The organism is Haloglycomyces albus DSM 45210, assembly GCF_000527155.1.
GTDB classification, from domain to species: domain Bacteria; phylum Actinomycetota; class Actinomycetes; order Mycobacteriales; family Micromonosporaceae; genus Haloglycomyces; species Haloglycomyces albus.
Window position 1 is genome coordinate 2,954,836 of sequence record NZ_AZUQ01000001.1, and the last position, 24,756, is coordinate 2,979,591.

Below are 24,756 nucleotides of genomic sequence, written 5' to 3' on the forward strand. Positions count from 1 at the left end.
ATCGTACATATGGGGAGTATCCCGCAGCTCAGATGCTGTTAGCGTTGCCGTCAATACACGGGGCCGCCTACCGGCCTCCGGTCACGCTGACCCTTTAGGGTTGGGAGAGACCATGAGATACTGTGAGCCGTTTCCGTGATTGCGGAATCATCGTGCTCCCTATCGAGCTGAAAGGCATAGCGTTGGATCTCCCACTGTGGGCTTGGCTTGTCACCGTCGTTGGCTTCAGTATTGTCATCGTGGCCGACCTCATTTATTCGGTGCGCAATCCTCATCGTCCGTCATTTAAAGAATCCGCCACGTGGTCGCTTATCTATTTCCTGTCCGCGATCGCGTTTACCGGGGTCATATTCGCACTCGAAGGAATGACCTATTCGGGGGAATTCCTGGCCGGTTTCCTCACCGAAAAGGCCCTATCGGTCGACAATCTGTTTGTCTTCCTGTTGATCCTGACCGCGTTTAAGGTTCCCGATCGATTCCAGTCCCGGGTACTGCTGATCGGTATCGTCATCTCCATTGTGTTGCGCGCCGTTTTCATTGCCGTCGGTGCCGCCTTGATTTCTCAGTTCAGCTGGGTGTTCTTCATCTTCGGAGCGATCTTGATCTGGACTGCGATTCAGATGATTCAAAGTGATGACGATCATACCGAGGAGTATAAGCCCAACCGTATGACCGTCTTCCTGAAGCGTCACATGCGTTTTTCCGATGAGTACGATGGCGGAAAACTGTTTACCTCGATCGACGGTCTACGGCATGCCACCCCCATGTTGTTGGTGATCATCGCGGTCGGTTCCACTGATGTGTTGTTCGCTCTCGACTCGATTCCCGCCATCTTCGGTTTGACCAAGGAACCCTACATCGTCTTCACCGCTACGGTGTTCGCACTGATGGGTTTGCGCCAGCTGTACTTCCTTTTGGCAGGTCTGCTGCAGAAGTTGCATTACCTCGGTCTGGGGCTGTCGATCATCCTCGGTTGGATCGGGGTCAAACTGATTCTCACCGGGCTGCATGAGAACCACCTGAGTTGGATCAACGATGGTGAACCGGTTCCGGTGCCGGTCATTCCCACGAGTCTGTCCTTGGGCTTCATCGTGGCGGTCCTGGGCATCGTGATCGCGGTCAACTGGTTCATGCTGCGTCGCGAAGGAAAGACGTGGAGTGAGCTGATGTCAGAAGATCCGCTTGACCAGCCCCAGCAGAGTGATTCGGGGCTGACGCGTAAAGAATAATGCGTGACCGTTACGGGAAATTCGTTGCCGGTCGTTCGGGCCCGAAGAGGGTGTGAACGACCGGGCCGTGGAGGCCCGTACGCGGTTCGTCTAATCGAACTCCAAGGGACGGCATACCTGTGGTTCCGCGATGTCGTCGAAGGGGACGATGACGACCTCCCCGGCGTCGGGAGAGGCGTATACCACGTGGAGTGGCTCATTACCGCCGATGTCCACGGCCATCGCCACCTCTTCCTCGGGGTTTTTGAAGAAGACCACGTCACCCGGTCGGGTGGAGGCCACGTCGACCTGTGGGGCGATTTCGTCCTGCCAGCGAGGGTAACGGGGGAGGGGGAGGCCGAACTGCCGGAAGGTCATCCACAGGAGAGCACCGGAATCCAGGCCGTAGGCACTGACCCCGCCACGAACGTACGGCAGACCTACCAGCTGTAGCGCCGGAGCCGAGATTTCGAGCGACCCGGCGACGGGCATGACCGTATCGGTCGGTTCCGGCTTCAAGTCGCGCTCTGGAACCCAACCGGGTTGATTCGGCCCGGGAAGTGAGACGGGGACCCAGCCGCGATAGGCACCGCCGACCACTCGTAGCCTGGTGGACATACTGACTCCGGGCATGATGACGTCCCCACCCGGTTCATCGCGAATCGCGGTAGCGGTGGAGGACACTAGAAACGGCTGATAGTCTCCGTCCGACTGCACCATTGTGGTCAACTGTTCGGAGGGGACCCAACCTGTCACTTCCAGAACCGGATCGTTGACCTGCACTGCGCCGGATTCTTCTGCGAGGACATGCACGACGCTTCCCAACAGCAGTTGCGTCACAATGCGATCATCGGAATCATGACGTTGGTGTGGAGAAAGACCGGCCACCCAGTCCCGTAGCGCTACCGGTACACCGACGGCCAAGCGGTCGTCATCGCTCCACACATGCGGCTGTGTCCACAGCGTCGCACTGGATACGGTGATGACAGCAGGTGAGAAAGACGTCGATGTCACGTGTGGATCTCTCTTGTTGAACGGTGATTGGTTGTGCCGATGTGGTTGCCCGACATGGTCTGCCTCGGAGTCGAAGAATGACTCTCCAACAATGTAGCAAGTGACACGAGAATCGCACAGTGGGTCCCAGGCTGGGATCAGCTCCACATAATGCCCGAAAGTGGACAAAGAAGCGTTTTGGAAACCGTGCTGTGTGGGGGACACTGCGACACCTATGGCAATCGTGACTTGACAAGTAGTATGGATCGCGCCGTCGCAGTGTGAGGTTAGGGCATCGGGATGACAGTGGTGAACAACGGGAGGTACGACAGTGGACAATGCCGCGCACCAGGGCATCATGATCGATTCGGAGGACACGACCGACCGCGACGATGCCATCTGGATTAGTTGGGACGGCGACGAGGTCGAAGCGTGGGTCCACATCACCGCGGCGGCCGATCACATCCCCTGGGGCAGTCGTCTGGACGAACGTTCCCGCCACCGCATGCACACCCAATACCGTCGGGACCACCATCGTTCCATGCTGCCACGCGCATTGGAAGAGCAGGTCAGCCTGTGTGGAAACGTTGATCGGGAACAACCGACCCTAGTGGTTCGGGTTCGTCTCAACAACGCCGGGGAGGTGCTGGGCACCAATGTGGAACGAGGATATCTCTCCACCGCCTGGGCACTCAGTCACCGGGAAGCCGGTCACGTTCTCGACGATGCAAACCACCCCTTGTTCGAACAGATGGCGGCCGCCGATCGGCTCGCGCGCACACTGTTGGAACAGCGCCGGGCGAACGGCGCCTTGGCGTTCTACGATTTGACGTCCGGGTTCGCGACCGACGAAGACGGCCAGCTGATTCGCATCCGTGAGCACAGTCGCAACAGCGGTTACGTCATCGTCCAGGAGTTCATGATCCTGGCAAATCACCAACTGGCGGCCTGGGCGATTGAACAGGACCTGCCGATTCTCTTCCGTAACCACAAAATGTCATTGATGGCGGGATCGAGTTACGATCTTCGTGACGAGCTCGAACAAGTCGCCATCACCGGTGACGTCACCGCCTACAACCTGCTTCGTAGTCGCCTGCGAGTCGTGGCGCGTACCGCCACCTATGATGCCGTCCTCGGAGGTCATCATGGACTGCAGCTCCCGTATTACACTCACGCCACGAGCCCGATCCGGCGATATCCCGACCTGGTCAACCAACACATCGTCTTCGACCATCTCGATCAACGACCCGGGTTTTACTCCTTCGAACAGCTTCGCGCCGTCGCGAGCGACCTGAACGAGCGCCTCGCCGCCGAACGTGAGGCCAAAGCCGATCACTTCCGCAGCGAGGCACGTAAGCGGGCCGGAGATCGCCTGGAACGCGGTGATTATGCCGGTTTGGAAAACGGAGAGTTCGGCCAGGTTCTACGAATGGCACTGCACGGGGACGGCATTCCCGACGCGCTCATCGATGATGCCGCCCGGCGTTTCCGGGAAGGACAACTTGAACTTCGTGATATGGCCGAGGTGTACTTCCACGACCGAGCCGAGCTCAAGCGCCTCCGCAACGACATTCATCGAACCTTGGCCGCTGAACCGCACCGCGCCCCTACCATCCTGAACTGGTATCTGCAGGAACAACATCAGGGTCCTGTCCAGCCCGGTGACCTGGAGTGGACCGAACAGAGTTATTTGCAGGGGAACACACCCGTGCACGAGGCCGTCGTTACCGTCCGCCTGACCGACGCACACCGCCGTTCGCCGCAGCGACTCCAGCCGTCCAAGAAAGAGGCCCGTTCGCAGGCGATCCTCGCCCTGCTTTCGGACCTGACGGGACTGGCTGACCTGTCGTACAACTGGGAACCAGAGGCGATGGAACGCCCCGAACCCACCTTCAAACCACTGCCGGAAGGACTCGATCCGGTTCAGATCGCGACGATTTACGCCGCCCGCCATTATGTGAGTCAACTGCACTTTCATTTCTCGCCCCCACACCAGACCCCGGCTGACCGAAGTTTCTCCTGCACGGCGACGGCGGTGTCCAACGACGATCGACAGGCCTTGGAGGGGCACGGCGAAGCCAATACAAAGAAGCTCGCCAAGAAGATCGCCGCCCAAGCCCTCAACGGTCGCATTGAACAGCATTACGGGTTGTCAGAGACTACATATCACCCCACGGCAACGACGGAATCGACAAGCGATAGGGCACAATAGAGCCGTGCATATTCTCGACGATCTCAGCTGGCGTGGACTGATCCAAGACTCGACCGATCTGGAGGCGTTGCGCAGTGCAATCGACTCTGGACAGGTATCTTTTTACGTCGGATTCGACCCGACGGCGGAGTCTCTGCACGTCGGGCACCTCACGCAGGTTCTCACCGCTCGTCGACTGCAGCAGGCGGGCCTGCGTCCCTATCTGCTGGTAGGTGGCGCCACCGGTCAGATCGGAGATCCTCGTGAGGCCAGTGAACGCAGCCTGAACCCCCCGGACGTCGTATCGGGGTGGGTCAAGAAGATCCAGTCTCAACTTGAGCCGTTTATGAACTTCACAGGTGACGATCACGCCATCATGGTCAACAACCTCGACTGGACCGGTGAACTCGACGTGGTCTCCTTCCTGCGCGATGTGGGCAAACACTTTCCCGTATCGAAGATGATCAACCGGGAGGTCGTCAAGGCCCGCCTGGAATCGGGTATTTCCTTCACCGAATTCGCCTACCAGCTTCTGCAGTCCAACGACTACTACACGCTGTACCACAAGCACGGCGTCAACCTGCAATTCGGTGGCTCCGACCAGTGGGGGAACATCACCGCCGGCGTGGACTACATTCGGCGCCGCACCGGTGAGCACGCGCACGCCTTCGTCACCCCCTTGGTGGTCAAGGCCGACGGAAGTAAATTCGGCAAAACCGAAGGTGGCGCGGTATGGTTGAACGCCGATCTCACCAGTCCGTACGCCTTCTACCAATTCTGGATCAATGCCGACGACCGCGATATCGTGACCTACCTCAAGTACTTTTCCTTTAAGAGTCATGAGGAGATCGACGAACTTGCCCAGGCTACCGCTGAAAAGCCGGCGGCTCGCCTAGCGCAACGGGCGCTCGCGGAAGAATTGACCACACTGCTGCACGGGGCCGAGGAATGCGCCAATGTGCAAAGGGCCTCGAAAGCCTTGTTCGGTCGCGGTGATCTGAACGAGTTGCCCGAAGCGACGTTGCGAGCGGCGTTGAGCGAAGCCGGTTTGGCGTCCGTGAGCGATCGTGAAACGCCGATGGCACACCTGTTGAAGGAAGCCGGAGTGGTGGCATCGATGGGAGAGGCACGACGGGCCGCCAAGGAAGGCGGCATCTACCTCAACAATGAACGGGTCACCGATATCCATCAGCCGATTGAATCCGAGCAGTTGTTGCACGGTCGGTACGCCGTACTGCGGCGAGGAAAAAAGACCATTGGCGGGGCGGAGATTCACTCACAATAGTGGTGTTGTCGCGGGCACGATCGTTGATGAAGTCGGTGCCCGGGTAACCCTGCGTCCATGGTGCGGTAACGAGTGCGTCGCGATCGAGTCGGTCGGAACGGACGGCGAGGCGCAAAGTAATTAAGAGAGACGAACTTTACAGTGAACGAACAAAACAGGCGTGACGACGGCAATCGACGTCATCGTGGATACGGTGACGGACGTGGCGGCCGTGACAATGGGGGCGCGTCCAGGCGAGGACAGGGCCGAGGCAAGAACTTCGGCGGTCAGGACCGTGGTGGTCGAGGCGGTTCCCAGAACCGGCGGAACTTTCGGGACGACCGCGGATTTCGCGGCAAAGACGGCCGCGGGCGTCCCGCCCGCAAGCACGATCGCGGTGGCGACAAACGCGGTTTCAACCGTGACAAGTCACGGGGCGACGACGGGTTTAAGGCGGAAGGTCGTCATGACGGCATCCACCGCAACGACCCTGCGGTTCGCTTGACCGACAATCAGGGCGCTCCGGATCTCCCCGAAGGGCTCGAATACGGTCTGGAGATGCTCGACGGACGGACCCGGGCGGCTCTGCGCACGTTGAACAAGCAATTGGCCGAGCTGGTGGGCAACCGAATGATCGCGACGGCGGCATTGCTTCCCTTCGACCCCGAGGCTGCTTTGGAACAGGCCAAATGGGCACGTAAGAAAGCCAGTCGGGTAGCCGAGGTTCGAGAGGTGGTCGGAGTGGCCGCCTATCATGCCGGTGAATGGTCTCTGGCTCTCAGCGAGTTGAGAGCCGCTCAGCGGCTCTCGGGCACGCTCGACCTCGTCGCCATGATCGCCGATGCCGAACGGGCCGCCGGACACCCGGAACGGGCGGTCGACTTGCACCGCGAACACGGGAAGAACACCAAGATCGACGTGGCCGTCCGCGTCGAACTCCTCATCGTGGCCGCGGGCGCGCGCAGCGATATGGGGCAGAAACGGGCCGCGACGACGATGTTGAAGGTACCCGCACTGCATTCGGCACGCACGGACGGATGGGTGGCGCGCCTGCGCTTTGCCTATGCGGAGGCCTTGCTGGCCGAAGGGCAGTACGATGACGCCCGCGCCTGGCTGGAACAGGCGGCCGCAGCGGATGAGAACGGCGAATCCGGAGCGGCCGAACGCCTCTTGGAGCTCGACGGAGTGAATTTCGAGGACGTGGAACTGGCCGGGGAGAACGCATCAGAACAGGACGACGCCGAGGATACGGATGAGCGGTCCGACCGAAGCTAAACTCAAAAGCACCGATGAGCCCTTGCACCGACGATACGACGTCGCCCTGTTCGACCTCGACGGCGTGGTGTATTTGCTCGACACTCCGGTTCCTGGGGTCCCGGCGGCGTTGGAAACGGTCACCGACGCCGGTTGTGAAGCCGTCTTTGTAACTAATAACGCGTCCCGGGCTCCCGAAGAGGTGGCTGGTGCGCTGACGCGGATGGGAATCACGTGTCCGGTGAATCGGGTGGTGACCTCGGCGCAGGCCGCTGCGGCCGGAATCGCCGCGCACTGTGGCTCCGGGGCGTCGACGTTCGTGGTGGGGTCGAACGCCCTTCGGACGGCCGTGCAGGCAGCTGGTCTGACCCTGGTCGACGATCCACGTGCGGCCGAGGCGGTTGCCATGGGGTACGTGCCCACCACCAATTGGCGTGATCTGGCCGATATCACTCTCGCGGCTCGACACGGGGCTTGGTGGATGGTGGCGAACCTGGACGCCACCCTTCCGACTCCGGACGGCCCGATGCCGGGAATGGGCGCTCTGGCCCAGGCCGTGGCCACAGCGTTGGGACGTTCTCCCGACGCGGCGGCGGGAAAACCGGAACCGGTCATCTATCGGACGGCCCTGGAACGAGTAGGCGGGGAGCGGCCCATCATGGTCGGCGACCGGCCCGATTCGGATATTCGCGGTGCGAACGCTCTTGGATTGGACACGCTGCTGGTGTTCTCCGGTGTGGCTGGTCCGCTCGACGCGGTAACGCTTCCACCCGACGACCGACCGGATTATCTTGGATGGACGGCCGAAGATCTGATTCAACCGCAGCCTACGGTGACGGTGTCCGAACCGGGAGCGGCGGGATGTGGGTCGTGGCGTGTCCACACGGAATCGGGACGATTCGTATTGCGGGGGCAGGGAGACGTTTTGTCAGCATGGCGTGCGGTATGCGCGGCTGCCTGGTCGGCTGCGGACGCCGGGGTCACACGTCTCGATCCCCGGTCTCCTCCTGAGATCCTCGCCGACGGTGAAGCGGCACAAACGGTATTGAAGACCGCGTGACACGAACCGGGCGGCCGAGAACGGGCGATGTCGACAACTTGATCTGACTCGCCTGTTCTCAGCCGCCCGACAAGACCCGCTCGGTGACACGTAGAGCAGGACGTTAGAGGGCGCTGCCCAGCTTCATCATGTCCATCATGTTGGCTTTGACCTTCACCTGGCCGGACGTGAACGCCTTTTTGAAGTCGAGCTCACCGTCGACAAGCGCCTGGAGGTCGTCGGAGGAGACGATCATGCGAATTTGGGCATCGTCGTTGTCGCCTTCGGCAATGTCGACGAGCTTGCCCTTGTCGAAACGTCCGTTGAACGACACGTCGAGGTCGGTGACGTCGCAGGCAAGCGTGCGATCGAAACCGGATAGCTTTTTGGCGGTCTTGGGTTTGGAGGCCAGCAATTCGCCGAATTTCTCCAAAGCGTCGTGGCACTCGGCGGCAGTGGTCATGGGTGCTCCTTTGCGGTTGACTGTACTTCTGTTCCTCACAGGCGTCCCGATAACACGATGGCGACGCCGGTGGTGACCTTCACATGGATCTCATGGTATCCCGGCTCTATGTTACTCGCCAGTATAGATACTTTGTGCGAGGCCCCGGTCGGTACCGTTGAGGTGCGGGGGTGTGCTCGATTAAGGCACAATGGGTTATCCGCATCCCCAGTGCGAAACCGACACCGGGGTCTGAGTTCCGACAGAGAGGTGGAATCCGGTAATGATGACTCATACGGTACAGGCGTATATGGAATCCGCGGCGGGTACGGCCGCGGCAGCGATGCGACGGGTGAAGAATGCGAGCGATCGCTGGATGGAAACCAACCCCCGTTGGCAGGAGGCGCGTACTTGGGTGCGCGACGGCGTTGACGGTGTGGCCGGAAAGTTCGGCTATCATCGCGACCCGGACCAGACCGAACCCGAGTCCCGCGACGACCTCGACGATCAAGTGCGCCAAACTCAGGCGCAGACCAATCGCATGGATGCCAAACTTAAACGGGCCCAGGACGACATAGCCTCCCTGCGTCGCAGGGTCCTCCAACTGGAGGCCAAGGCGGCATTGGCAAAGGACGACGATGAGAAGGATCGGCGATGACCGAGCAGATACGGCACAGTGATATTGACGATGATCTGAGTTCCGTTCTCTCCAGCCTGGAGTCGTTGCAAGAGATTCCGGTGACCGAACACGTCGCGGTATTCGACACGGTGCAACGTCAACTGTCGGATCTCCTTGCGGACGTTGACGATGCCTGACATTCGCTTGGATGTGGCCCTGGTGAACATGGGGTTGGCGCCTTCCCGAACGCAGGCGCACAACTTGATCAAGCAGGGTGTCGTCATGGTCAATAAGACGCCGGTCACCAAACCGTCGCGTTCCATCACGGATACGGACGTCATCGAACGAGAAGGGCCGACGCCGTATGCGTCCCGGGGCGCGGGGAAGCTGCAACCCGTACTGGCGCAGGCGGGTATTGATCCGGACGGCAAAGTATGTCTTGACGCGGGAGCCTCCACCGGTGGCTTTACCGATGTCCTGCTGCGGGCCGGAGCTCTCCGTGTGGTGGCGGTCGACATTGGCCAGGCTCAGTTGCGCGCGGAAATGGCGGACGACGACCGAGTGACCGTCCACGATCACACGAACGTGAGATTCATTTCGGACGGTGATATAGGTGGAAAGGTCGACCTTACTGTGGCCGATCTGTCCTTCATCTCGTTGACGAAGGTGCTGGAGGCCCTGGCCTCGTGTACGCACCTACACGGTTCGCTGTTGCCGATGATCAAACCGCAGTTTGAAGTGGGAAAAGAACGGATTGGTGCTAGCGGTGTGGTGACCGATCCCGACTTGCGGTACGCGGCTGTCATGGACGTCGTGGAGGCCGGGAAGGCTGTGGGGTGGAATACCCAATGGGTGGCTGCGAGTCCCCTGCCGGGTCCGTCGGGCAATGTAGAGTTTTTCGCGCACATGAAGTACGGTCAACCCGATCTGGAGCCTGAGGCGATTCGGGCGATAGTGGACGCAGCCTAAGGAGCGAGCGGTGTCTGAATTGAATGCTGCACCCCAACGAGTTCTCGTCACGACACACCCGTTTCGGGAGGACGTGGGCGAACTTGCCGAATCGATAGCACATACCTTGCGGGCCAACAAGGTAGCCGTACGCATCGTCCCGGGAACCATGGCCAATCTGTGCGATCCCGGCATCATTGAAGTGTCGGATTCACACTCGACAGGCAAGGCCGACATGGTCATTGCTCTGGGCGGTGACGGTACCGTTCTGCGTTCGGCCTCTTTGTCAGGCGAAGCGGGTCTACCACTGTTGGGCATCAATTTGGGAAAGGTCGGTTTTCTCGCGGAGGCCGAGACCGGGGAACTGCCCACCGTCTTGGATCGGCTGTTGCGGGGCGACTTTGCCGTGGAGGAACGGACGACGTTGAGCGTTCATGCCCGTGACGGCAAAGGCGGTGTATGGACCTCGTGGGCGTTCAATGACATCGCAGTGGAGAAGGCTGAACCCGCGCGCATGTTGGAAGTGTATGTGGAGGTGGACGGGACTCGCGTTTCTCGCTACGGGTGCGACGGCGTCTTGTGTTCGACTCCGACCGGCTCCACCGCTCACGCCATGTCGGCCGGTGGTCCTGTCATGTGGCCCAACGTCGACGCCCTACTATTGGTCCCGGTCAATGCGCACGCCCTGTTCACCAAACCGCTCGTCACCCATCCGAGTGCCAAGATCACCATTGGGGTGGAATCGTCCCTGACTCCAGCGGCGCTTATTGCCGACGGGAAGCCGATGGCGACGCTACCGGCCGGGTCAACAGTGGATATTACGAGTAGCGATCGCCCGGTTCACTTGGTGCGTATGTCCAACCGTTCGTATCCGCAACGTCTGGTGTCCAAATTGGCGATTCCGGTCGAGGGTTGGCGCAATAATCGTTGAGGCGTCGATTCCCGTTGCGACGTTGAATTGCCGCACCGAACGGTCAGCGGTTCTTAATGGTTTTCGGGGTAGCCGACCTGCGGTAGGGATATATCGTCCAGGGCCAAGCGAATTTCAGGTGGCAGGAAGAGTTGGTCGCTGCCGAGGGAGGCTTTGAGCTGTCCGGCGTTGCGCGCCCCCACGATGGCTGAGGACACTCCCGGTTGGTCGCGCACCCAGGCAAGGGCGACCTCCAGCGGACTGACTCCCAGGCCGTCGGCCGCGGTGGATACGGCCTCGACGATGGCGGCGCTTCGTTCGTCGAGGTAGGTTTTGACAAAGCGACTCCACGAGGCGGAATTGATGCGGGAGTCGGCGGGACGGCCGTAGCGGTATTTTCCCGTGAGGACCCCACGACCGAGAGGCGACCAAGCCAGCAGTCCGAGCTCCATCGCCAATGCTGCGGGCAGGACCTCGCGTTCCACCCCGCGTTCAAGGAGAGAGTACTCCACTTCGGTGGCCACGATCGGCGCTCGACCGGGCCAGGCGGACTGCCAGGTAGCGGCTCGGGCGGTTTGCCATCCGGTGTGATTGGACAGACCGACGTAGCGAGCTCGGCCGCTTCGCCACGCGGTGTCCAGGGCCGCCATGGTCTCTTCCAACGGGGTATCCGGGTCGTAGACGTGCAGGAGCCAGACGTCGACGTAGTCGGTTTGGAGCCGTTTGAGCGAGTCGTCCAGTGCACGAAGTAGCCAGGTGCGCGAGGTGTCGCGATTACGATTGGTGCTGTCGGTGCGCACCCCGGCCTTGGTGACGATGTGCAGCTGTGAGCGGTCTACCACGGATTTGGTGAGTTGCCCGAGGACGGACTCGGCCGTTCCCCCTCCGAAGACGTCGGCGGTGTCGACGAGTGTTCCGCCCGCTTCCAGGAAGGTGATGAGTTGTCCGGCGGCGTCTTCCATACCCACTTCATCGGTCGTCCACGTCATGGTGCCCAAGCCCATACAGGAGACTTCCAAACCACTGCGGCCCAAAGGTCTACGTTCCATAGACCTAAAAGTACCCGTAGGGTCGGGGAAGTTCCAGTCCGCGGGCGTTCCGTTGGTCGTCGGTCATGAGATGTGTGGCGCACCGGTTTCAGTGTGGCCGCGTCCATCGCATTGAGGCGGATAGACTGTGCAGTCAATTGAGCTTCCCATCGATATCTGTGAGGAAAGAACATTGGAGATCTGGCAGGCGGTCGTGCTGGGGATCGTTGAGGGTATTACCGAGTTTCTCCCGATTTCTTCGACCGGTCACCTGGTCGTGACGGCGGACTTTATCGGCTTGGATCCGTCCGACCGGGCGTTCATCGCCTTCAACGCCCTCATTCAGGGGGCGGCGATCCTTGCCATTTTGGTGTATTTCTTCCAAGACATCCTGCGTATTTCAGTCGGCTGGTGCAAAGGCGTGTTTCAACCTCAGCACCGGGGAATGGACTACCGGTTCGGATGGTATGTGATCGTGGGAACGATTCCCATCGTCATCGCGGGCCTCATATTGTCCGACTACATCGACAAGGTCATGAACATTTGGATCGTGGCCGTGGGCATGATCGGGTTTTCATTCGTCATGTGGTGGGGTGAACGTGTCGCCACTCATCAGCGTACCGAATCGCACGTCTCGATGAAGGACGCGGTTTTTGTGGGACTGATGCAGGTGCTCGCTTTGTTTCCCGGCGTTTCTCGGTCGGCGGCAACGATGACCGGAGGTCTGCTCCGAGATCTTGATCGTGTCGCGGCTACCCGGCTGGCGTTCTTTCTGGGGATTCCCGCACTAGTGGGCGCGGGAATTTTGGAGGCCGATGAGGCGTTTGGAGCATCGGTGCCGCTGGTTTCCCTACTCGTCGGTGCCTTGGTATCGGGCGTGGTGGCTTACGCTTCGGTGGCTTGGCTGATGAAGTTCGTATCGAAGCACACATTCATGCCGTTCGTATACTACCGCCTGGGATTTGGGGCGTTTTTGCTGGTTATTGCCGCTACTGGTGCGGTATCCGGCTAAGCGGACGTCCCGTGGCCGACGAACCGACGGGAGTTGCGCCGAACTCGCTCGGTACCACGGTGAATCAGTTGAACAGTGATGATAGCGCGACAGCTAGAAAATAGGATCGTTTATGGACTCGTGGAACGCACCTGAAATCGCCTCCTTGCCCGGCAAAGGCGAGCCGCTTCGGCTTTTCGACACCTCCAGCCAGGAAGTCATCAATCCTCTACGCCCTGAGGCGACCGAGGCAACCCTGTATGTGTGTGGTATCACTCCGTATGATGCGACTCATCTGGGGCACGCCGCCACGATGATCACATTTGACCTGGTCGCTCGCTATTGGCGTGACCAGGGAATCAGGGTGCGATACGCGCAGAACGTCACCGACGTGGACGAACCGCTCTTCGAGCGTGCGGAACGTGACGGGGAGGACTGGCGTGTCCTCGGCCTGCGAGAGACGGCGCTGTACCGCGAGGACATGGCAGCGCTCGGTATCGTGCCCCCCGATCATTTCGTCGGAGCGATTGAAACGATTCCTGAAATAGGCGAGGCGGTGGCGCGCCTCTTGGAAACCGGGCATGCGTACCGGCATGAATCAGGTGACGTCTACTATTCCGTGGATTCCGAAGCCGATTTCGGCGCCGAATCGAATTACGATCACTCCACGATGGTGAAGTTCTTCGGCGAACGCGGCGGTGACCCCGACCGTGAGGGTAAGCGAAACATTCTGGACCCGATCCTCTGGAATGCCCCGAAAGAGGGAGAGCCGCAATGGGAGTCACCGGTTGGACCGGGCCGTCCCGGCTGGCACATCGAATGCAGCTTGATAGCCATGGGCTACCTGTCCGATTCCATTGATCTACAAGGCGGTGGGACGGACCTGATCTTTCCCCACCACGAAATGTCGGCGTCGCATGCGCAGTCTCTGAGTGGGGAACGGCCTTTCGCACGAGCCTACGTTCACACCGGAATGATCGGACTGGACGGCGAAAAGATGTCGAAAAGTCTGGGAAACCTGGTGTTTGTATCACGACTACGAGCGGACGGAGTCGACCCCAACGCGGTACGCCTCGGGCTGCTGACCGGTCACTATCGCAGCGACCGGCAGTGGAGCGATCAAGTCCTGGCCGAAGCCAAGCAGCGGTTGGCACGCTGGAGTGCGGCGGTGCGACGCGATACCGCTCTACCCGCCGGAGAGATGTTGTGCCGTGTCCGGCAGCATCTTGCCGACGACCTGGATACTCCACGGGCCCTGGCTGCGGTCGATGCATGGGTGGAAGAGGTCGAACGTGACGGCGGTACTGATCCGTCCGCTCCGATTCTGGCACGTGACACCATTGCCGCCCTTCTTGGTATCGAACTCTAGTTCCTGCGGTAGGATTCTGACTCGCGAACGTTCAAGAATTGAAACCGGTCTGGTCGGCCGACGATCGTTCGGCTCACGACAGACGATCGGGCCGAACGATCGTCGGACAGGCGATGAGACGGGATTCGGAGCGGGGCCACGGTGACGACCCCGCTCCTCTTGTCTAACGAGTCGGCTTCTGTATACGCTTAAACAAGCGTCGCCGACTCCTGACAATCGAGGAGTCAGCATTGAAAATCCTATTGCTAGTGTCAGCGTTTAACGGGCTCACTCAGCGTGCTTGGTGCCATCTGCGTGAAGAGGGGCACACGGTGGGCGTCGAACTCGCCCCGACCCATACCGACGAGTCCATGACCGAACTTGTCCGACAACACGACCCCGACCTCATTCTCTGCCCCTTTCTGAAACACCGGGTACCCGAATCCGTATGGGGCCATTACCCGACCGTCATCGTGCATCCCGGTCCCGCCGGCGATCGCGGCCCCTCGTCGCTCGATCACGCGATCCTCGACGAGCGTGTGCGCTGGGGAGTGACGGCCCTGTCGGCAATCGAAGCCATGGATGCGGGACCGATCTGGTCCAGCCACAATTTCACCATGCCCTCACCCCCGATTTCGAAAAGCGCACTGTACAACTCCCATGTCGCCGACGCCGCTATGGCCTGCATCGATGACGTGGTCGCCACGGTCGCACAGGGGAATCCCCGCCCCACTCCGCCGGAGGTCTATCCGAGAGAAATCCCCGATACCGGCGAACGACCTCTCTTGCGTCGTAAAGATTTCGCCATCGACTGGTCTGATACGCCTGAAGAGATCTGCCGTCGCATAGCCGCCGCCGACGGAGCTCCCGGAGCGCCTGCGGTTATCAACGGCAGAGACTACTGTTTGTTCGACGCCACCCACGAGGACATCACGTACTCGGTGCGTCCCGGAACCGTCGTGGCGCGAGACGGTGATCGCATTGCGGTGGGAGCGAACGGTGGCCTGGTATGGGTCGGCTATGCCGCCAAACTCACCGACAACAAACGGGGTATCAAACAGCCGGCCGGTCACGTCATATCCGTCGGAGGAGTACCAAGCACCACTCTGCCGCATCGCAACGTTCCCGAAGAACTGAGCGAAACCGACTATCAGCGTATCGGTGACGTCGGCGTGCTCACCATTCGCTCCTACAACGGGGCCATGCACACCGAACAGTGCGAGCGCATCACCACCGCGGTGGAAAAGGCACTTACCGAAAGCACCCACACCCTCGTCGTCACCGGTACGGAACACTGTTTCTCCAACGGCATTCACCTAGGTGCCATCGAGGCCGCGGTGGACCCCGCTCAGGAAGCGTGGAACAACATCAATGCCATCGACGATCTGTGCGCCGCCCTGGCCGAAGCCCGCCAACTCACCGTCGCTTCGATATCCACCAACGCGGGGGCGGGCGGCGTGATGACCGCCTTGGCCGCCGACGTCGTATACGCCCGTGAAGGAGCCGTACTCAATCCCTATTACGACATGGGACTGTACGGGTCCGAACTGCACTCGTGGAGCCTGCCAGCCCGCGTGGGCCTGGAAACGGCCCATCGGTTGCTGAACGACAAGCTACCCGTCTCGGCACGGCGTGCGCTGGACCTGGGGCTGGTCGATGCCGTCGGGCCGCGACAGTGGGACTCCTACGTCCGGTGGCTGACCCAGCGGGCTCAGGCGTTGGAAGACGACCGGCTGCGGGAACAGCTACGGCACGGTGCGCTCGCCCGCCGATCGGCACGTCCCCTGACCTACCATCGAACGCTTGAACTGGCGGAGATGGCACGAGACTTTTACGACAATAGGAACGGATTCGCCGAGAAACGCAGGGACTTTGTCTTCAAACGCCCCGCCTCCGAAACCCCGCCCCACCTTCGATTCGCCTGACAGGACCCCGGATTGGCTTTTCGTGTGATGGGCACCCGATGTTCTCGGGCGCCCATCACCGTATATCGTTAATCGTCTTTGCTTGAGCCGTCGTATTTGCCGATCGTTTGACTGAAGCCGCCGTCGTCTATCAGGTCCGCCAACAAGGCGATCTCCCGGTCCAAGGGGCGATCGGCCACCAGGAAATCGACTTTGTCACGCACCGAATCCCACAGGACCTTGGTCGCGGGAGAGAGGCGTTCGCTGCCGCGCAGCTCCGCTCCTTGACAGAGAGCATGCAGGTGAATGGCCATGGCGTTGCGGGTCAGGTCGACCACATTCCAAGCGTCCCTCGCTCCTATGGACCCCATGGAGACCTTGTCCTGATTGTGAGACTCGGTTGACCGAGAGAATACCGTTGCCGGGGTGGAGTTCTTCAGCGCTTCGGCTGCGAGCGCCGAACATGCGATCTGCATTCCCTTGTAGCCATGACTCATTCCCGTCTCGTCTCGGTGCTCGTCGACGAGGTTGGAGGGTAGGCCGTTGTTGAACTTGTCGTCGACGATCAGCGCCAACTGTCGGTCCATGAGGTCGGCTACCGAGGAGACGGCGACCTTCAAGGCGTCCATGGCCGCGACGACATGGCCGCCGTAGAAGTTTCCGCCACTGAATACTTCGCCACTGTCGACGTCGAACAATGGATTGTCGTTCGCCGAATTGATTTCCGTTTCGACCCAGCGGCTCGCCCATTCCACGGTGTCGCGCAGTACCCCGGTGACATGCGGTGCGCAACGTACCGAATATCGGTCCTGCACTTGTCGATTGAGTTTGCGAACTTCTTTAGTGTCTCCCGGGACATGCTGTTCGGCCTGGCCGGACATGGTTGAGCCCTCGAGCAGAGTGGAGACGAGTGCGGCGCTGGCGATCTGTCCGGGGTGAGGTTTGTGGTCGGTGAGGAAGGACGCGAAATGCGCGGCGAATCCGCCTAGTACCTGTGACGTCAGTGCGGTGCAGGCGTCGGCACCCAACGCCAGTTCACGGGCCGCGTGGAGGGAGAGCGCGGCGTAGGCGGTCATGAACGAGGTTCCGTTTACCAGGGCCAATGCTTCTTTGGCTTGCAGTTTGACAGGGCGGAGACCGATGGCCTGCAGGGCGGCAGCGGCGGTCGTGGTGGTGCCGTTGAAATGTACCGAGCCCTCGCCCATGAGGGTCTCGGCAAGGTAGGCCGACGGAACCAGGTCTCCCGAGGCACCTACTGAACCGCGCTGTGGGACCAGGGGAGTGATGTTGTGGTTCAACAAATCCACCAGCATTTCAGCGATCAATGGACGGGCTCCGGACACCCCGCGCGCCAGACAATTGGCGCGGACCGCGATCATGGCGCGCGTTACCGAATGCGGGGTGGTTTCTCCCTGGCCGGACAGGAGGAAGCGGATGAGGTCACCTTGCAGCGCATCGGCCTGGTCTGCGGAAATCAACGTCCGGGCGCTGTCGCCGAAACCGGTGGTGACCCCGTAGATGGCGGTATTACTGGCGACGAGCTCGGCGCGCAGGTCGGCACTGGCTTGCATGCGATCTGACGCGTCGGGCGCGAGACGAGCCGTCACGTCCGGGTCGCGGGCGAGACGGGTGAGTTGGTCGATGGTGAGGTTGTAACCGTCGATGTCGATGGTCGTCATGGGTGGCACCTTTCGCCTGTAGGCCAATAGGTTCAGTACTGATACCGGGGGTCGGCATCGAAACGGGGACGCCGCAAGTCCCCATACCATTCGGTACTGAGATAAGTGTCTCAGCCGTGTTGTCCTTGAGTGTACTAAAAATCGGTCCACAACAGGGGGCCCGAACGTTCGAAAATTACCGTCCCTTGAACGAAAGGTATGTCGATCTCGACGGTAATACCGGTACCGTGCAACGCGGTGTCCCAAACCTTGGTACGCGCTTCCCAAAAAGGAACCGGAACTCGTAATCTTGAGGGGTGTCAGTTACCGATCATGTCGTTCACGCCGAAAAACGGCGTGCGAGCGCTTTCTATCAGCACCTGTCCCATCGTGTCCTTGTCGCCGACGGCGGTATGGGGACGATGCTGCACACCTTCGACCCCACGGAGGCCGATTACGACGGCTACGAAGGCTGTTCCGACATGTTGTGCCTGACCAGGCCCGATATTGTGACGTCGGTGCATGACGCCTTTCTTGAAGCCGGATCCGACGCGATTGAGACCAACAGCTTCAACGCCAACTTCGGTGGATTGGTCGAATACGACATCGTGGAACGGGCAGAGGAACTGGCTTATTCCGCCGCTCGCTTGGCGCGCGACTCCTGCGACGCCTTCTCCACCGAGGAGAAACCGCGATACGTTCTCGGTTCAATGGGCCCGGGAACCAAGCTCCCCAGCTTGGGCCACGCGCCGTTCGCCCGGCTACGGGATTCGTACGCCGACTGCGCTCGCGGTCTGCTTCGAGGCGGATCCGACGCCCTGCTGGTGGAAACCAGTCAAGATCTCTTGCAGACGAAGGCGGCCGTGATCGGCGCGCACCGCGCCATCGCCTCTACCGATATCCACGTCCCGATCATCGCTCACGTGACGGTGGAGACCACGGGAACGATGCTGGTTGGGAGCGAGATCGGGGCCGCACTGACCAGTCTTACCGCACTCGGTGTGGACATGGTCGGCCTCAACTGTGCGACCGGACCCGCGGAAATGACCGAGCATCTGCGGTATCTCTCGCGCCATTCGCGGCTGCCGCTGTCGGTCATGCCCAACGCCGGGCTCCCCCAATTGTCCTCAGACGGCGCCTACTTTCCGCTGCAACCGGATGAGCTTGCGGAGGCGCTGGACGAATTCACCGCCGATTACGGCTTCACTCTGGTCGGTGGTTGTTGTGGGACGACCCCCGAACACATCAAGGCGGTCACCGAACGTCTGAACGGTCGGACACCCGTATCCCGCTCTCCACAGCCGGAACCCGGGGTATCGTCCAGCTATCATCACGTCCCCTTCCGACAGGACGCGACGATTCTCAACGTCGGGGAGCGCACAAACGCCAATGGGTCCAAAGCATTCCGGGAAGCCATGCTGGACGCGGACTGGGATGCCTGTGTCGACATAGCTCGGGAACAAAATCAGGGCGGATCGCACCTGCTCGATCTCTGTGTCGACTACGTCGGACGGGACGGCACGGTGGATATGGCCGAATTGGCCGGGCGCTTTTCCACCGCCTCCACCCTGCCGATCATGCTGGACTCCACGGAGCCGGCCGTGATCGAGGCGGGTCTCGAGCAGTTGGGTGGTCGCTGTGTCATCAACTCGGTCAATTTTGAAGACGGTGACGGACCCGAGTCGCGCTTCCAACGGATTATGCCGATCGTGGCCGAGCATGGGGCGGCCGTTGTCGCTCTCTGCATCGATGAGGACGGTCAGGCCCGTGACCGGGACTGGAAGGTCCGGGTTGCCGAAAGGCTGATCTCCGAACTCACAGGCACCTGGGGAATGAACGTTGAGGACATCTTCATCGACGCCCTGACCTTCCCCGTAACCACGGGTCAAGAGGAGACCCGCCGCGACGGCTTGGAGACGATCGCCGCTATAACGGAGATCGCACGACGGTATCCGGGCATCAATTTCACTCTGGGGATTTCCAACATCTCCTTTGGAGTGAACCCGGCGGCTCGACAGGTGCTCAATTCGGTCTTCCTGCACGAGTGCGTCAGCGCTGGATTGAACTCCGCGATCGTGCATTCCACGAAGATTCTCCCCATGGGCCAAATCCCCGACGAACAAAAAGAAGTCGCTCTCGACCTCGTCTACGATCGGCGTGGCGAGGACTACGACCCACTACAACAGCTGATTGAACTATTCGACGGGGTGACCACCAAGGGCTCCAAGGCGGCGCGGGCAGAGGCGCTGAACGCGCTTCCTCTGGAAGAACGTCTCGCTCAGCGCATCATCGACGGTAATAAAGACGGTCTCGAGCAGGACCTCGACGCCGCCTTGAGTCGTCATTCCGCGCTCGACATCATCAACCGGCACCTTCTGGAAGGCATGAAGATCGTCGGTGATCGTTTCGGCTCCGGTCAAATGCAACTGCCGTTCGTACTGCAGAGCGCTGAAACCATGAAAACCGCCGTCGCACAGCTCGAACCCCACATGGAGCAGGACGACGCCGACGGAAAGGGCACGATCGTCCTGGCCACCGTACGAGGCGACGTCCACGATATTGGGAAGAACCTCGTCGACATTATCCTGTCCAACAACGGATACAGCGTCGTCAACCTCGGTATCAAACAGCCCATCGGCGATATCATCGACGCCGCCGAACAGCACGGGGCGGATGCGATCGGGATGAGCGGGTTGCTGGTCAAATCCACCGTCATCATGCGAGACAACCTGGCCGAACTCACCGCCCGTGGGCTCGCGGGCCGTTGGCCGGTTCTTCTAGGCGGTGCCGCACTGACGCGTTCGTACGTTGAAGACGACCTGCGGGAGAACTTCGACGACGGTGAGGTCCATTATGCCCGTGACGCCTTCGAGGGTCTGGAACTCATGGACCGGCTTATGGCACACCAGCGCGGCGATATCGGTGAGATCCTCACCGAGGAACAGAAAGCCAAAATCGCGGCACGTCGGCGACGCCGAGAACGGACCAAGAATCTCAAGCGTGAGCAGCTACCGTCCCTCGACGACACGACTGTTCGCTCCGATACGAGCCTGGACAACCCGGTACCCCGACCGCCGTTCTGGGGGAACCGCATCGTCAAGGGCCTCCCACAAGCCGATTACGCCGCCTTCCTCGACGAACGCGCCACGTTCCTCGGGCAATGGGGTCTGAAAGGCACCCGGGGCACAGAGGGGCCCGGATACGAGGAACTGGTCGAGACCGAGGGCCGGCCGCGACTGCGTTACTGGCTGGAGCGACTGGCCGCCGACAATGTTCTGGATCCACAGATCGTGTACGGGTATTATCCCGCCTACGCCGAGGGCAACTCCGTCGTCGTCCTCGACGAGGATCGAGACAAGCAGATCGCGCGCTTCGACTTCCCACGTCAACGTCACGACAAGCGTCTTTGCCTCTCCGACTTCTTCCACCCCAAAGACGGTGACGATCTCGACGTGATCGCCATGCAACTGGTGACCTTGGGCAGCCAAGTCAGCGACTACACCAACAAGCTGTTCGAAAACGACGAGTACCGCGACTACCTGGAAGTTCACGGCCTCACCGTGCAGTTGACCGAAGCACTGGCCGAATACTGGCACGCCCGGGTGCGGGGTGAGTGGCAATACCCGCAAGGAGGAGCCGTCGCCGACTCAGACCCGGAATCCATCGGAGGCATGTTCCGCACCGAGTACGCAGGCTGCCGATATTCATTCGGGTACCCCGCGTGTCCCAATCTCGCCGACCGGGCCGTCCTGGTCGACATCCTCGGTGCGGATCGCATTGGGGTGCAATTGTCCGAGGGCGATCAACTGCACCCGGAGCAGTCGACCGACGCGGTGATCCTGCACCACCCGGAAGCCAGTTACTTCAACGCCAAGTAGACGGAGTCGTCGAACACGCTGCAGCACCCCTGCCCGGATGCGCATCATCCGGGCAGGTCACAATAGCCAATCGTGTCGTATGAACTAGTCGCGTATCTCGGCGTGATGGACGCCGGAAAATCCACCCTGGCCCTCCAGTACCATCACTCTCTGGGAGGCAACGGTGTGCTGTACACCTGTCTTGATCGCAGTGGGAGCGGGATGATCTCCAGTCGCATCGGGCTCTCTCATGAGGCCCGGGAGGTCGCCCCCGACCTCGATATTTACGATCAACTGGCCGAACTGCAGCCCGAATACGTCGTCGTCGACGAGGTGCAGTTTCTGAACGCGCCGAAACAAATCAATCATCTCGCCGACGCCGTGGACGGCCTTAAAATCAACGTTTACGCCTTTGGGCTGAAAACCGACTTCCTCGGACGTCTCTTCCCGGCTTCGGCACGCCTCCTCGAACTTGCCGATCGGGTCGAAGAGCTACCGGTGCCCGTGCGCTGCTGGTGCGGCGCTCGCGGTACGCACAATGCGCGGGTGCGCGACGGTGTGATGGTTTTCCAGGGCGACGTCGTCGAGATCGGGGACATGGACAGTTACACGGTTCTGTGCCGAAAACACCACCGAGCCGGCTTGGCTTGACAGAATGGTCGAATTCAAGCCGCTGAGGTGTGAAGGACGGAGTACGGGCATGAATCAACTCACGCGACGGTTCGACCTGTCCCACCGAGCACGTATCCTCGAGGATGTGAACGATTATCCGCAGGCGATCCTCTGGGACATGGACGGTACCCTCGTCGATACCGAACCGCTCTGGGACGAGGTCATCATTGAAATCCTCGCCGCATACGGACAGACCATGACCACCGACATCCGAAACAGTCTGATCGGTGCCGCAGAACACCACAGCGTCCCGATCATTCTCGACGTCATAGGTCTTGGGCCCGAGCGTGCCGACGACATTCGTACCCTCATGAACGACAAGATCAGTGCCCGGTTCGACGCCGGTGTGGAACATAAACCCGGGGCACAGGCGCTACTGGATCAAGCCTGCGCGGCGGGAATCAAACAGGCTCTCGTGACGTCTACCAATCGCGCCCTTACCGAGCACCTGTTGCCGCATATCGGGCGGCACTATTTCGACCACACCATTACCTCGACGGAGGTGACACATCCCAAACCCCACCCCGAGCCGTACGCTACGGCGGCACGACTGCTGGAGGTGGACGTCGAACAGTGCGTCGTCGTGGAGGATTCGTCCACCGGACTGCGGTCGGCGATGTCGGCGGGTGCCCACGTGGTAGCGGTGCCGTCGGATGTCGATCTCGACGCCGAGCTAAAGCTGCGCCGCTGCGACACGCTCGACAATTACGATCTGAGCGGACTCTTCGACTGTGCCGTTCGACCGTAGACGTAGATCGGGACCGATCCGACCGACCGGTCCCGACGGAAGTATTTAGACGCCTATCAAGGAATCCGCGGCGATCATCCGTTCCACGTCCTGGCGAACCGCCTGGGTGTCCAGGCCACGAACCGTGACGGTCGTGCGCCGCCGCAGCACGTCCTCGACGCTGTGCGCCCACTCGTGGCGAATCGCCCACACGACCTGCGCCCAAATATCCGGGCCGTCGGGGTGGATCGGTTCCAATAGACGTGGGTCAGACTCTGCCAAAGCCAGTACGCGGTGACTCTGTGAACCGTAATGGCGCGACAAATGCCGCACCGTCGCCTCGGGCAGTTGCGGATGAGCCGCACGAATCACGCGACTGACCAAACCGGGCTGTGCGGCACCCGGGAGTGGAGTCGGAGGAACGATAGGTCCTACCCCGGGCAACTGTGCACGCACCGCTTCGACGATTTTATGACCGATGTGAACGAAAGTAGTCCACTTTCCGCCGGCCACGCTGATCATGCCCTTGGAGCCGACGGAGACCACCGTCTCGCGTGAAGCGCTCTTCGTATCGCCGTCGCCCAGTGGCAGCACTCGCAGGCCCGCAAAACGGTACGTGATGTCGTCTCGGGACAGTTGCTGTCCCATCAATGAAAAGGACGCCTCGCTGAGAATCTGGTCGACGTCGTCGTCAGTGGCGCGCACCTGACCGGGGTCGCCCTCGTATTCCTCGTCGGTCGTACCCAGAAGGAGGTGCCCTTCCCAAGGAATGGCAAAGGAGACCCGCACATCGTCGATCGGAGTGGTGACCGCCGCTTTCCACGGATCCTTCTGTTTGACGACCACGTGAGCGCCCTTGGACAGTCGCACGCTCGGTTGTGCCGATGCGTCCTCCATACGACGGAGATGATCCACCCATGGGCCCGACGTATTGACCACCGTGGCGGCTGAAACGCCGAACTCTGATTCATCGAGTCGGTCACGCAAATCCGCACCACACACCCGTCCATTGGAACTGCGCAGTCCCACCACCTCGGTGTGGTTCAAGAGAACGGCCCCGGATTCCACCGCTGCCTGTGCCACCGAGATCGCGAGACGGCCGTCGTTCATTTGATGATCCCAATACTTCCCCGAACCTTTGAGACCATCCGTGCGCAGAGCGGGAACCGTGGAGCGTGATTTAGTCGGTGAGACAAGACGCCCCATGCCGTCGCCGAACCGCGACAGGGCCGAATACAGGAGCACCCCGGCTCCGATGGCCGCCTTTCCGTGCGGTCCGCCCCGATAGAGCGGGACCATGAACGGCATGGGACGAACCAAGTGCGGTGCCAGATGATCGGCCAATTCCCGACGAGCCTGATGATTCTCCCGAACCAATCCGACCTGTCCCATCGCCATATAGCGGAGACCGCCGTGCACCAGTTTGGAAGACGCCGACGAAGTCGCGCCGGCGAAATCGCCCCGGTCCACTACGGCGACCCGAAGGCCGGAACGAGCCGCCGTCCATGCCGTCGACAGCCCCAGAATCCCACCCCCGATCACCAATACGTCGAACGTTCCATGGCCCAGGCCGGAACGAAAAACCTCACGCTGTTGATCACGTACCCGTTGATGCTGATCAGATTCCATAATCGACTCCTCCTGAAGTGGTGTTCTAGCGGAAATACGGGACCGGGCACGCGAACCGGGCAACGGGTCACACC

The 24,756-nt window shown here is 60.8% G+C and carries 20 protein-coding genes; 15 read left to right on the forward strand and 5 right to left on the reverse strand.

The features are described from left to right. Window positions 1-182 precede the first annotated feature (182 nt). Window positions 183-1,229: a TerC family protein gene (locus HALAL_RS0113675; RefSeq protein WP_025274538.1), complete on the forward strand. Its 1,047-nt coding sequence runs from the start codon at window positions 183-185 to the stop codon at window positions 1,227-1,229. Window positions 1,230-1,319: 90 nt separating this feature from the next. Here the strand turns inward: HALAL_RS0113675 and HALAL_RS18265 are convergent, their stop codons facing one another. Further along, window positions 1,320-2,222, reverse strand: a complete 903-nt coding sequence (locus HALAL_RS18265) for a C40 family peptidase (RefSeq protein ID WP_169732454.1) — start codon at window positions 2,220-2,222, stop codon at window positions 1,320-1,322. 310 nt (window positions 2,223-2,532) lie between these two features. Between HALAL_RS18265 and HALAL_RS17805 the strand changes: the two genes are divergently transcribed. The 4 genes from HALAL_RS17805 to HALAL_RS0113700 all read left to right on the forward strand — a co-directional run bounded on the left by HALAL_RS17805 (window position 2,533) and on the right by HALAL_RS0113700 (window position 7,970). Further along, entirely contained in the window at window positions 2,533-4,413 is a 1,881-nt protein-coding gene (locus HALAL_RS17805; protein ID WP_025274540.1) for an RNB domain-containing ribonuclease, read from the forward strand. Window positions 4,414-4,417: 4 nt separating this feature from the next. Further along, window positions 4,418-5,677: a tyrosine--tRNA ligase gene (gene tyrS, locus HALAL_RS0113690; RefSeq protein ID WP_025274541.1), complete on the forward strand. Its 1,260-nt coding sequence runs from the start codon at window positions 4,418-4,420 to the stop codon at window positions 5,675-5,677. A 141-nt stretch (window positions 5,678-5,818) separates the two neighbouring features. After that, window positions 5,819-6,931, forward strand: a complete 1,113-nt coding sequence (locus HALAL_RS0113695) for a hypothetical protein (RefSeq protein WP_025274542.1) — start codon at window positions 5,819-5,821, stop codon at window positions 6,929-6,931. Beyond that, window positions 6,909-7,970 (forward strand): HAD-IIA family hydrolase, encoded by a 1,062-nt coding sequence (locus HALAL_RS0113700; RefSeq protein WP_025274543.1) that lies wholly within the window; start codon window positions 6,909-6,911, stop codon window positions 7,968-7,970. The genes HALAL_RS0113695 and HALAL_RS0113700 overlap by 23 nt, the downstream gene beginning before the upstream one ends. A gap of 103 nt (window positions 7,971-8,073) precedes the next feature. Here the strand turns inward: HALAL_RS0113700 and HALAL_RS0113705 are convergent, their stop codons facing one another. Beyond that, a complete protein-coding gene (locus HALAL_RS0113705) occupies window positions 8,074-8,412 on the reverse strand; it encodes an SCP2 sterol-binding domain-containing protein (protein ID WP_025274544.1) in 339 nt (112 codons plus the stop codon). Window positions 8,413-8,677: 265 nt separating this feature from the next. Here HALAL_RS0113705 and HALAL_RS0113710 point away from each other — a divergent pair, with 265 nt between their 5' ends. Genes HALAL_RS0113710 through HALAL_RS0113725 form a run of 4 tightly spaced genes read left to right on the forward strand, consistent with a single transcriptional unit; the run spans window position 8,678 to window position 10,889 of the window. Further along, the gene (locus HALAL_RS0113710; protein WP_156937748.1) at window positions 8,678-9,049 is read left to right on the forward strand and encodes a hypothetical protein; all 372 of its coding nucleotides are present in this window, start codon (window positions 8,678-8,680) and stop codon (window positions 9,047-9,049) included. Then, complete coding sequence (locus HALAL_RS18710; protein ID WP_156937749.1) at window positions 9,046-9,207, forward strand: hypothetical protein; 162 nt, start codon at window positions 9,046-9,048, stop codon at window positions 9,205-9,207. Before HALAL_RS0113710 ends, HALAL_RS18710 begins: the two co-directional genes overlap by 4 nt. Then, window positions 9,200-9,979 carry a TlyA family RNA methyltransferase gene (locus HALAL_RS0113720; RefSeq protein ID WP_025274546.1) on the forward strand — a complete coding sequence of 260 codons (780 nt, stop codon included), beginning with the start codon at window positions 9,200-9,202 and terminating at the stop codon, window positions 9,977-9,979. Before HALAL_RS18710 ends, HALAL_RS0113720 begins: the two co-directional genes overlap by 8 nt. A gap of 10 nt (window positions 9,980-9,989) precedes the next feature. Further along, window positions 9,990-10,889, forward strand: a complete 900-nt coding sequence (locus tag HALAL_RS0113725; RefSeq protein ID WP_025274547.1) for an NAD kinase — start codon at window positions 9,990-9,992, stop codon at window positions 10,887-10,889. Window positions 10,890-10,942: 53 nt separating this feature from the next. Here HALAL_RS0113725 and HALAL_RS0113730 read toward each other — a convergent pair whose 3' ends face one another. Further along, complete coding sequence (locus HALAL_RS0113730) at window positions 10,943-11,917, reverse strand: aldo/keto reductase (protein WP_025274548.1); 975 nt, start codon at window positions 11,915-11,917, stop codon at window positions 10,943-10,945. Window positions 11,918-12,044: 127 nt separating this feature from the next. Between HALAL_RS0113730 and HALAL_RS0113735 the strand changes: the two genes are divergently transcribed. From HALAL_RS0113735 to HALAL_RS0113745, 3 genes are all read left to right on the forward strand, one after another. Continuing rightward, the gene (locus tag HALAL_RS0113735) at window positions 12,045-12,908 is read left to right on the forward strand and encodes an undecaprenyl-diphosphate phosphatase (protein WP_245598114.1); all 864 of its coding nucleotides are present in this window, start codon (window positions 12,045-12,047) and stop codon (window positions 12,906-12,908) included. A 112-nt stretch (window positions 12,909-13,020) separates the two neighbouring features. Then, window positions 13,021-14,256 (forward strand): cysteine--1-D-myo-inosityl 2-amino-2-deoxy-alpha-D-glucopyranoside ligase, encoded by a 1,236-nt coding sequence (gene mshC, locus HALAL_RS0113740; protein WP_025274550.1) that lies wholly within the window; start codon window positions 13,021-13,023, stop codon window positions 14,254-14,256. 248 nt (window positions 14,257-14,504) lie between these two features. Next, window positions 14,505-16,160, forward strand: a complete 1,656-nt coding sequence (locus HALAL_RS0113745; RefSeq protein WP_245598116.1) for an enoyl-CoA hydratase-related protein — start codon at window positions 14,505-14,507, stop codon at window positions 16,158-16,160. Window positions 16,161-16,228: 68 nt separating this feature from the next. Here the strand turns inward: HALAL_RS0113745 and HALAL_RS0113750 are convergent, their stop codons facing one another. Beyond that, entirely contained in the window at window positions 16,229-17,818 is a 1,590-nt protein-coding gene (locus HALAL_RS0113750) for an HAL/PAL/TAL family ammonia-lyase (protein WP_025274552.1), read from the reverse strand. A 359-nt stretch (window positions 17,819-18,177) separates the two neighbouring features. Between HALAL_RS0113750 and metH the strand changes: the two genes are divergently transcribed. The 3 genes from metH (at window position 18,178) to HALAL_RS0113765 (ending at window position 23,074) form a co-directional block, all read left to right on the forward strand. Then, window positions 18,178-21,675 carry a methionine synthase gene (gene metH / locus HALAL_RS0113755; RefSeq protein WP_029768000.1) on the forward strand — a complete coding sequence of 1,166 codons (3,498 nt, stop codon included), beginning with the start codon at window positions 18,178-18,180 and terminating at the stop codon, window positions 21,673-21,675. Window positions 21,676-21,747: 72 nt separating this feature from the next. Beyond that, window positions 21,748-22,305 carry a thymidine kinase gene (locus tag HALAL_RS0113760; RefSeq protein ID WP_025274554.1) on the forward strand — a complete coding sequence of 186 codons (558 nt, stop codon included), beginning with the start codon at window positions 21,748-21,750 and terminating at the stop codon, window positions 22,303-22,305. Window positions 22,306-22,354: 49 nt separating this feature from the next. After that, window positions 22,355-23,074 (forward strand): HAD family hydrolase, encoded by a 720-nt coding sequence (locus tag HALAL_RS0113765; RefSeq protein WP_025274555.1) that lies wholly within the window; start codon window positions 22,355-22,357, stop codon window positions 23,072-23,074. A 45-nt stretch (window positions 23,075-23,119) separates the two neighbouring features. On the opposite strand, the gene HALAL_RS0113770 is transcribed toward HALAL_RS0113765, so the two are convergent. Next, the gene (locus HALAL_RS0113770; RefSeq protein ID WP_025274556.1) at window positions 23,120-24,682 is read right to left on the reverse strand and encodes a glycerol-3-phosphate dehydrogenase/oxidase; all 1,563 of its coding nucleotides are present in this window, start codon (window positions 24,680-24,682) and stop codon (window positions 23,120-23,122) included. Window positions 24,683-24,756 lie beyond the last annotated feature (74 nt).

Excerpts from the sequence above, each read along its gene's own strand:
- HALAL_RS0113700 (WP_025274543.1), top strand. The coding sequence starts at position 6,909 with ATGAGCGGTCCGACCGAAGCTAAACTCAAAAGCACCGATGAGCCCTTG.
- HALAL_RS0113705 (WP_025274544.1), bottom strand. The coding sequence starts at position 8,412 with ATGACCACTGCCGCCGAGTGCCACGACGCTTTGGAGAAATTCGGCGAA.
- HALAL_RS0113710 (WP_156937748.1), top strand. The coding sequence starts at position 8,678 with ATGACTCATACGGTACAGGCGTATATGGAATCCGCGGCGGGTACGGCC.
- HALAL_RS18710 (WP_156937749.1), top strand. The coding sequence starts at position 9,046 with ATGACCGAGCAGATACGGCACAGTGATATTGACGATGATCTGAGTTCC.
- HALAL_RS0113720 (WP_025274546.1), top strand. The coding sequence starts at position 9,200 with ATGCCTGACATTCGCTTGGATGTGGCCCTGGTGAACATGGGGTTGGCG.
- HALAL_RS0113730 (WP_025274548.1), bottom strand. The coding sequence starts at position 11,917 with ATGGAACGTAGACCTTTGGGCCGCAGTGGTTTGGAAGTCTCCTGTATG.
- mshC (WP_025274550.1), top strand. The coding sequence starts at position 13,021 with ATGGACTCGTGGAACGCACCTGAAATCGCCTCCTTGCCCGGCAAAGGC.
- HALAL_RS0113750 (WP_025274552.1), bottom strand. The coding sequence starts at position 17,818 with ATGACGACCATCGACATCGACGGTTACAACCTCACCATCGACCAACTC.
- HALAL_RS0113765 (WP_025274555.1), top strand. The coding sequence starts at position 22,355 with ATGAATCAACTCACGCGACGGTTCGACCTGTCCCACCGAGCACGTATC.
- HALAL_RS0113770 (WP_025274556.1), bottom strand. The coding sequence starts at position 24,682 with ATGGAATCTGATCAGCATCAACGGGTACGTGATCAACAGCGTGAGGTT.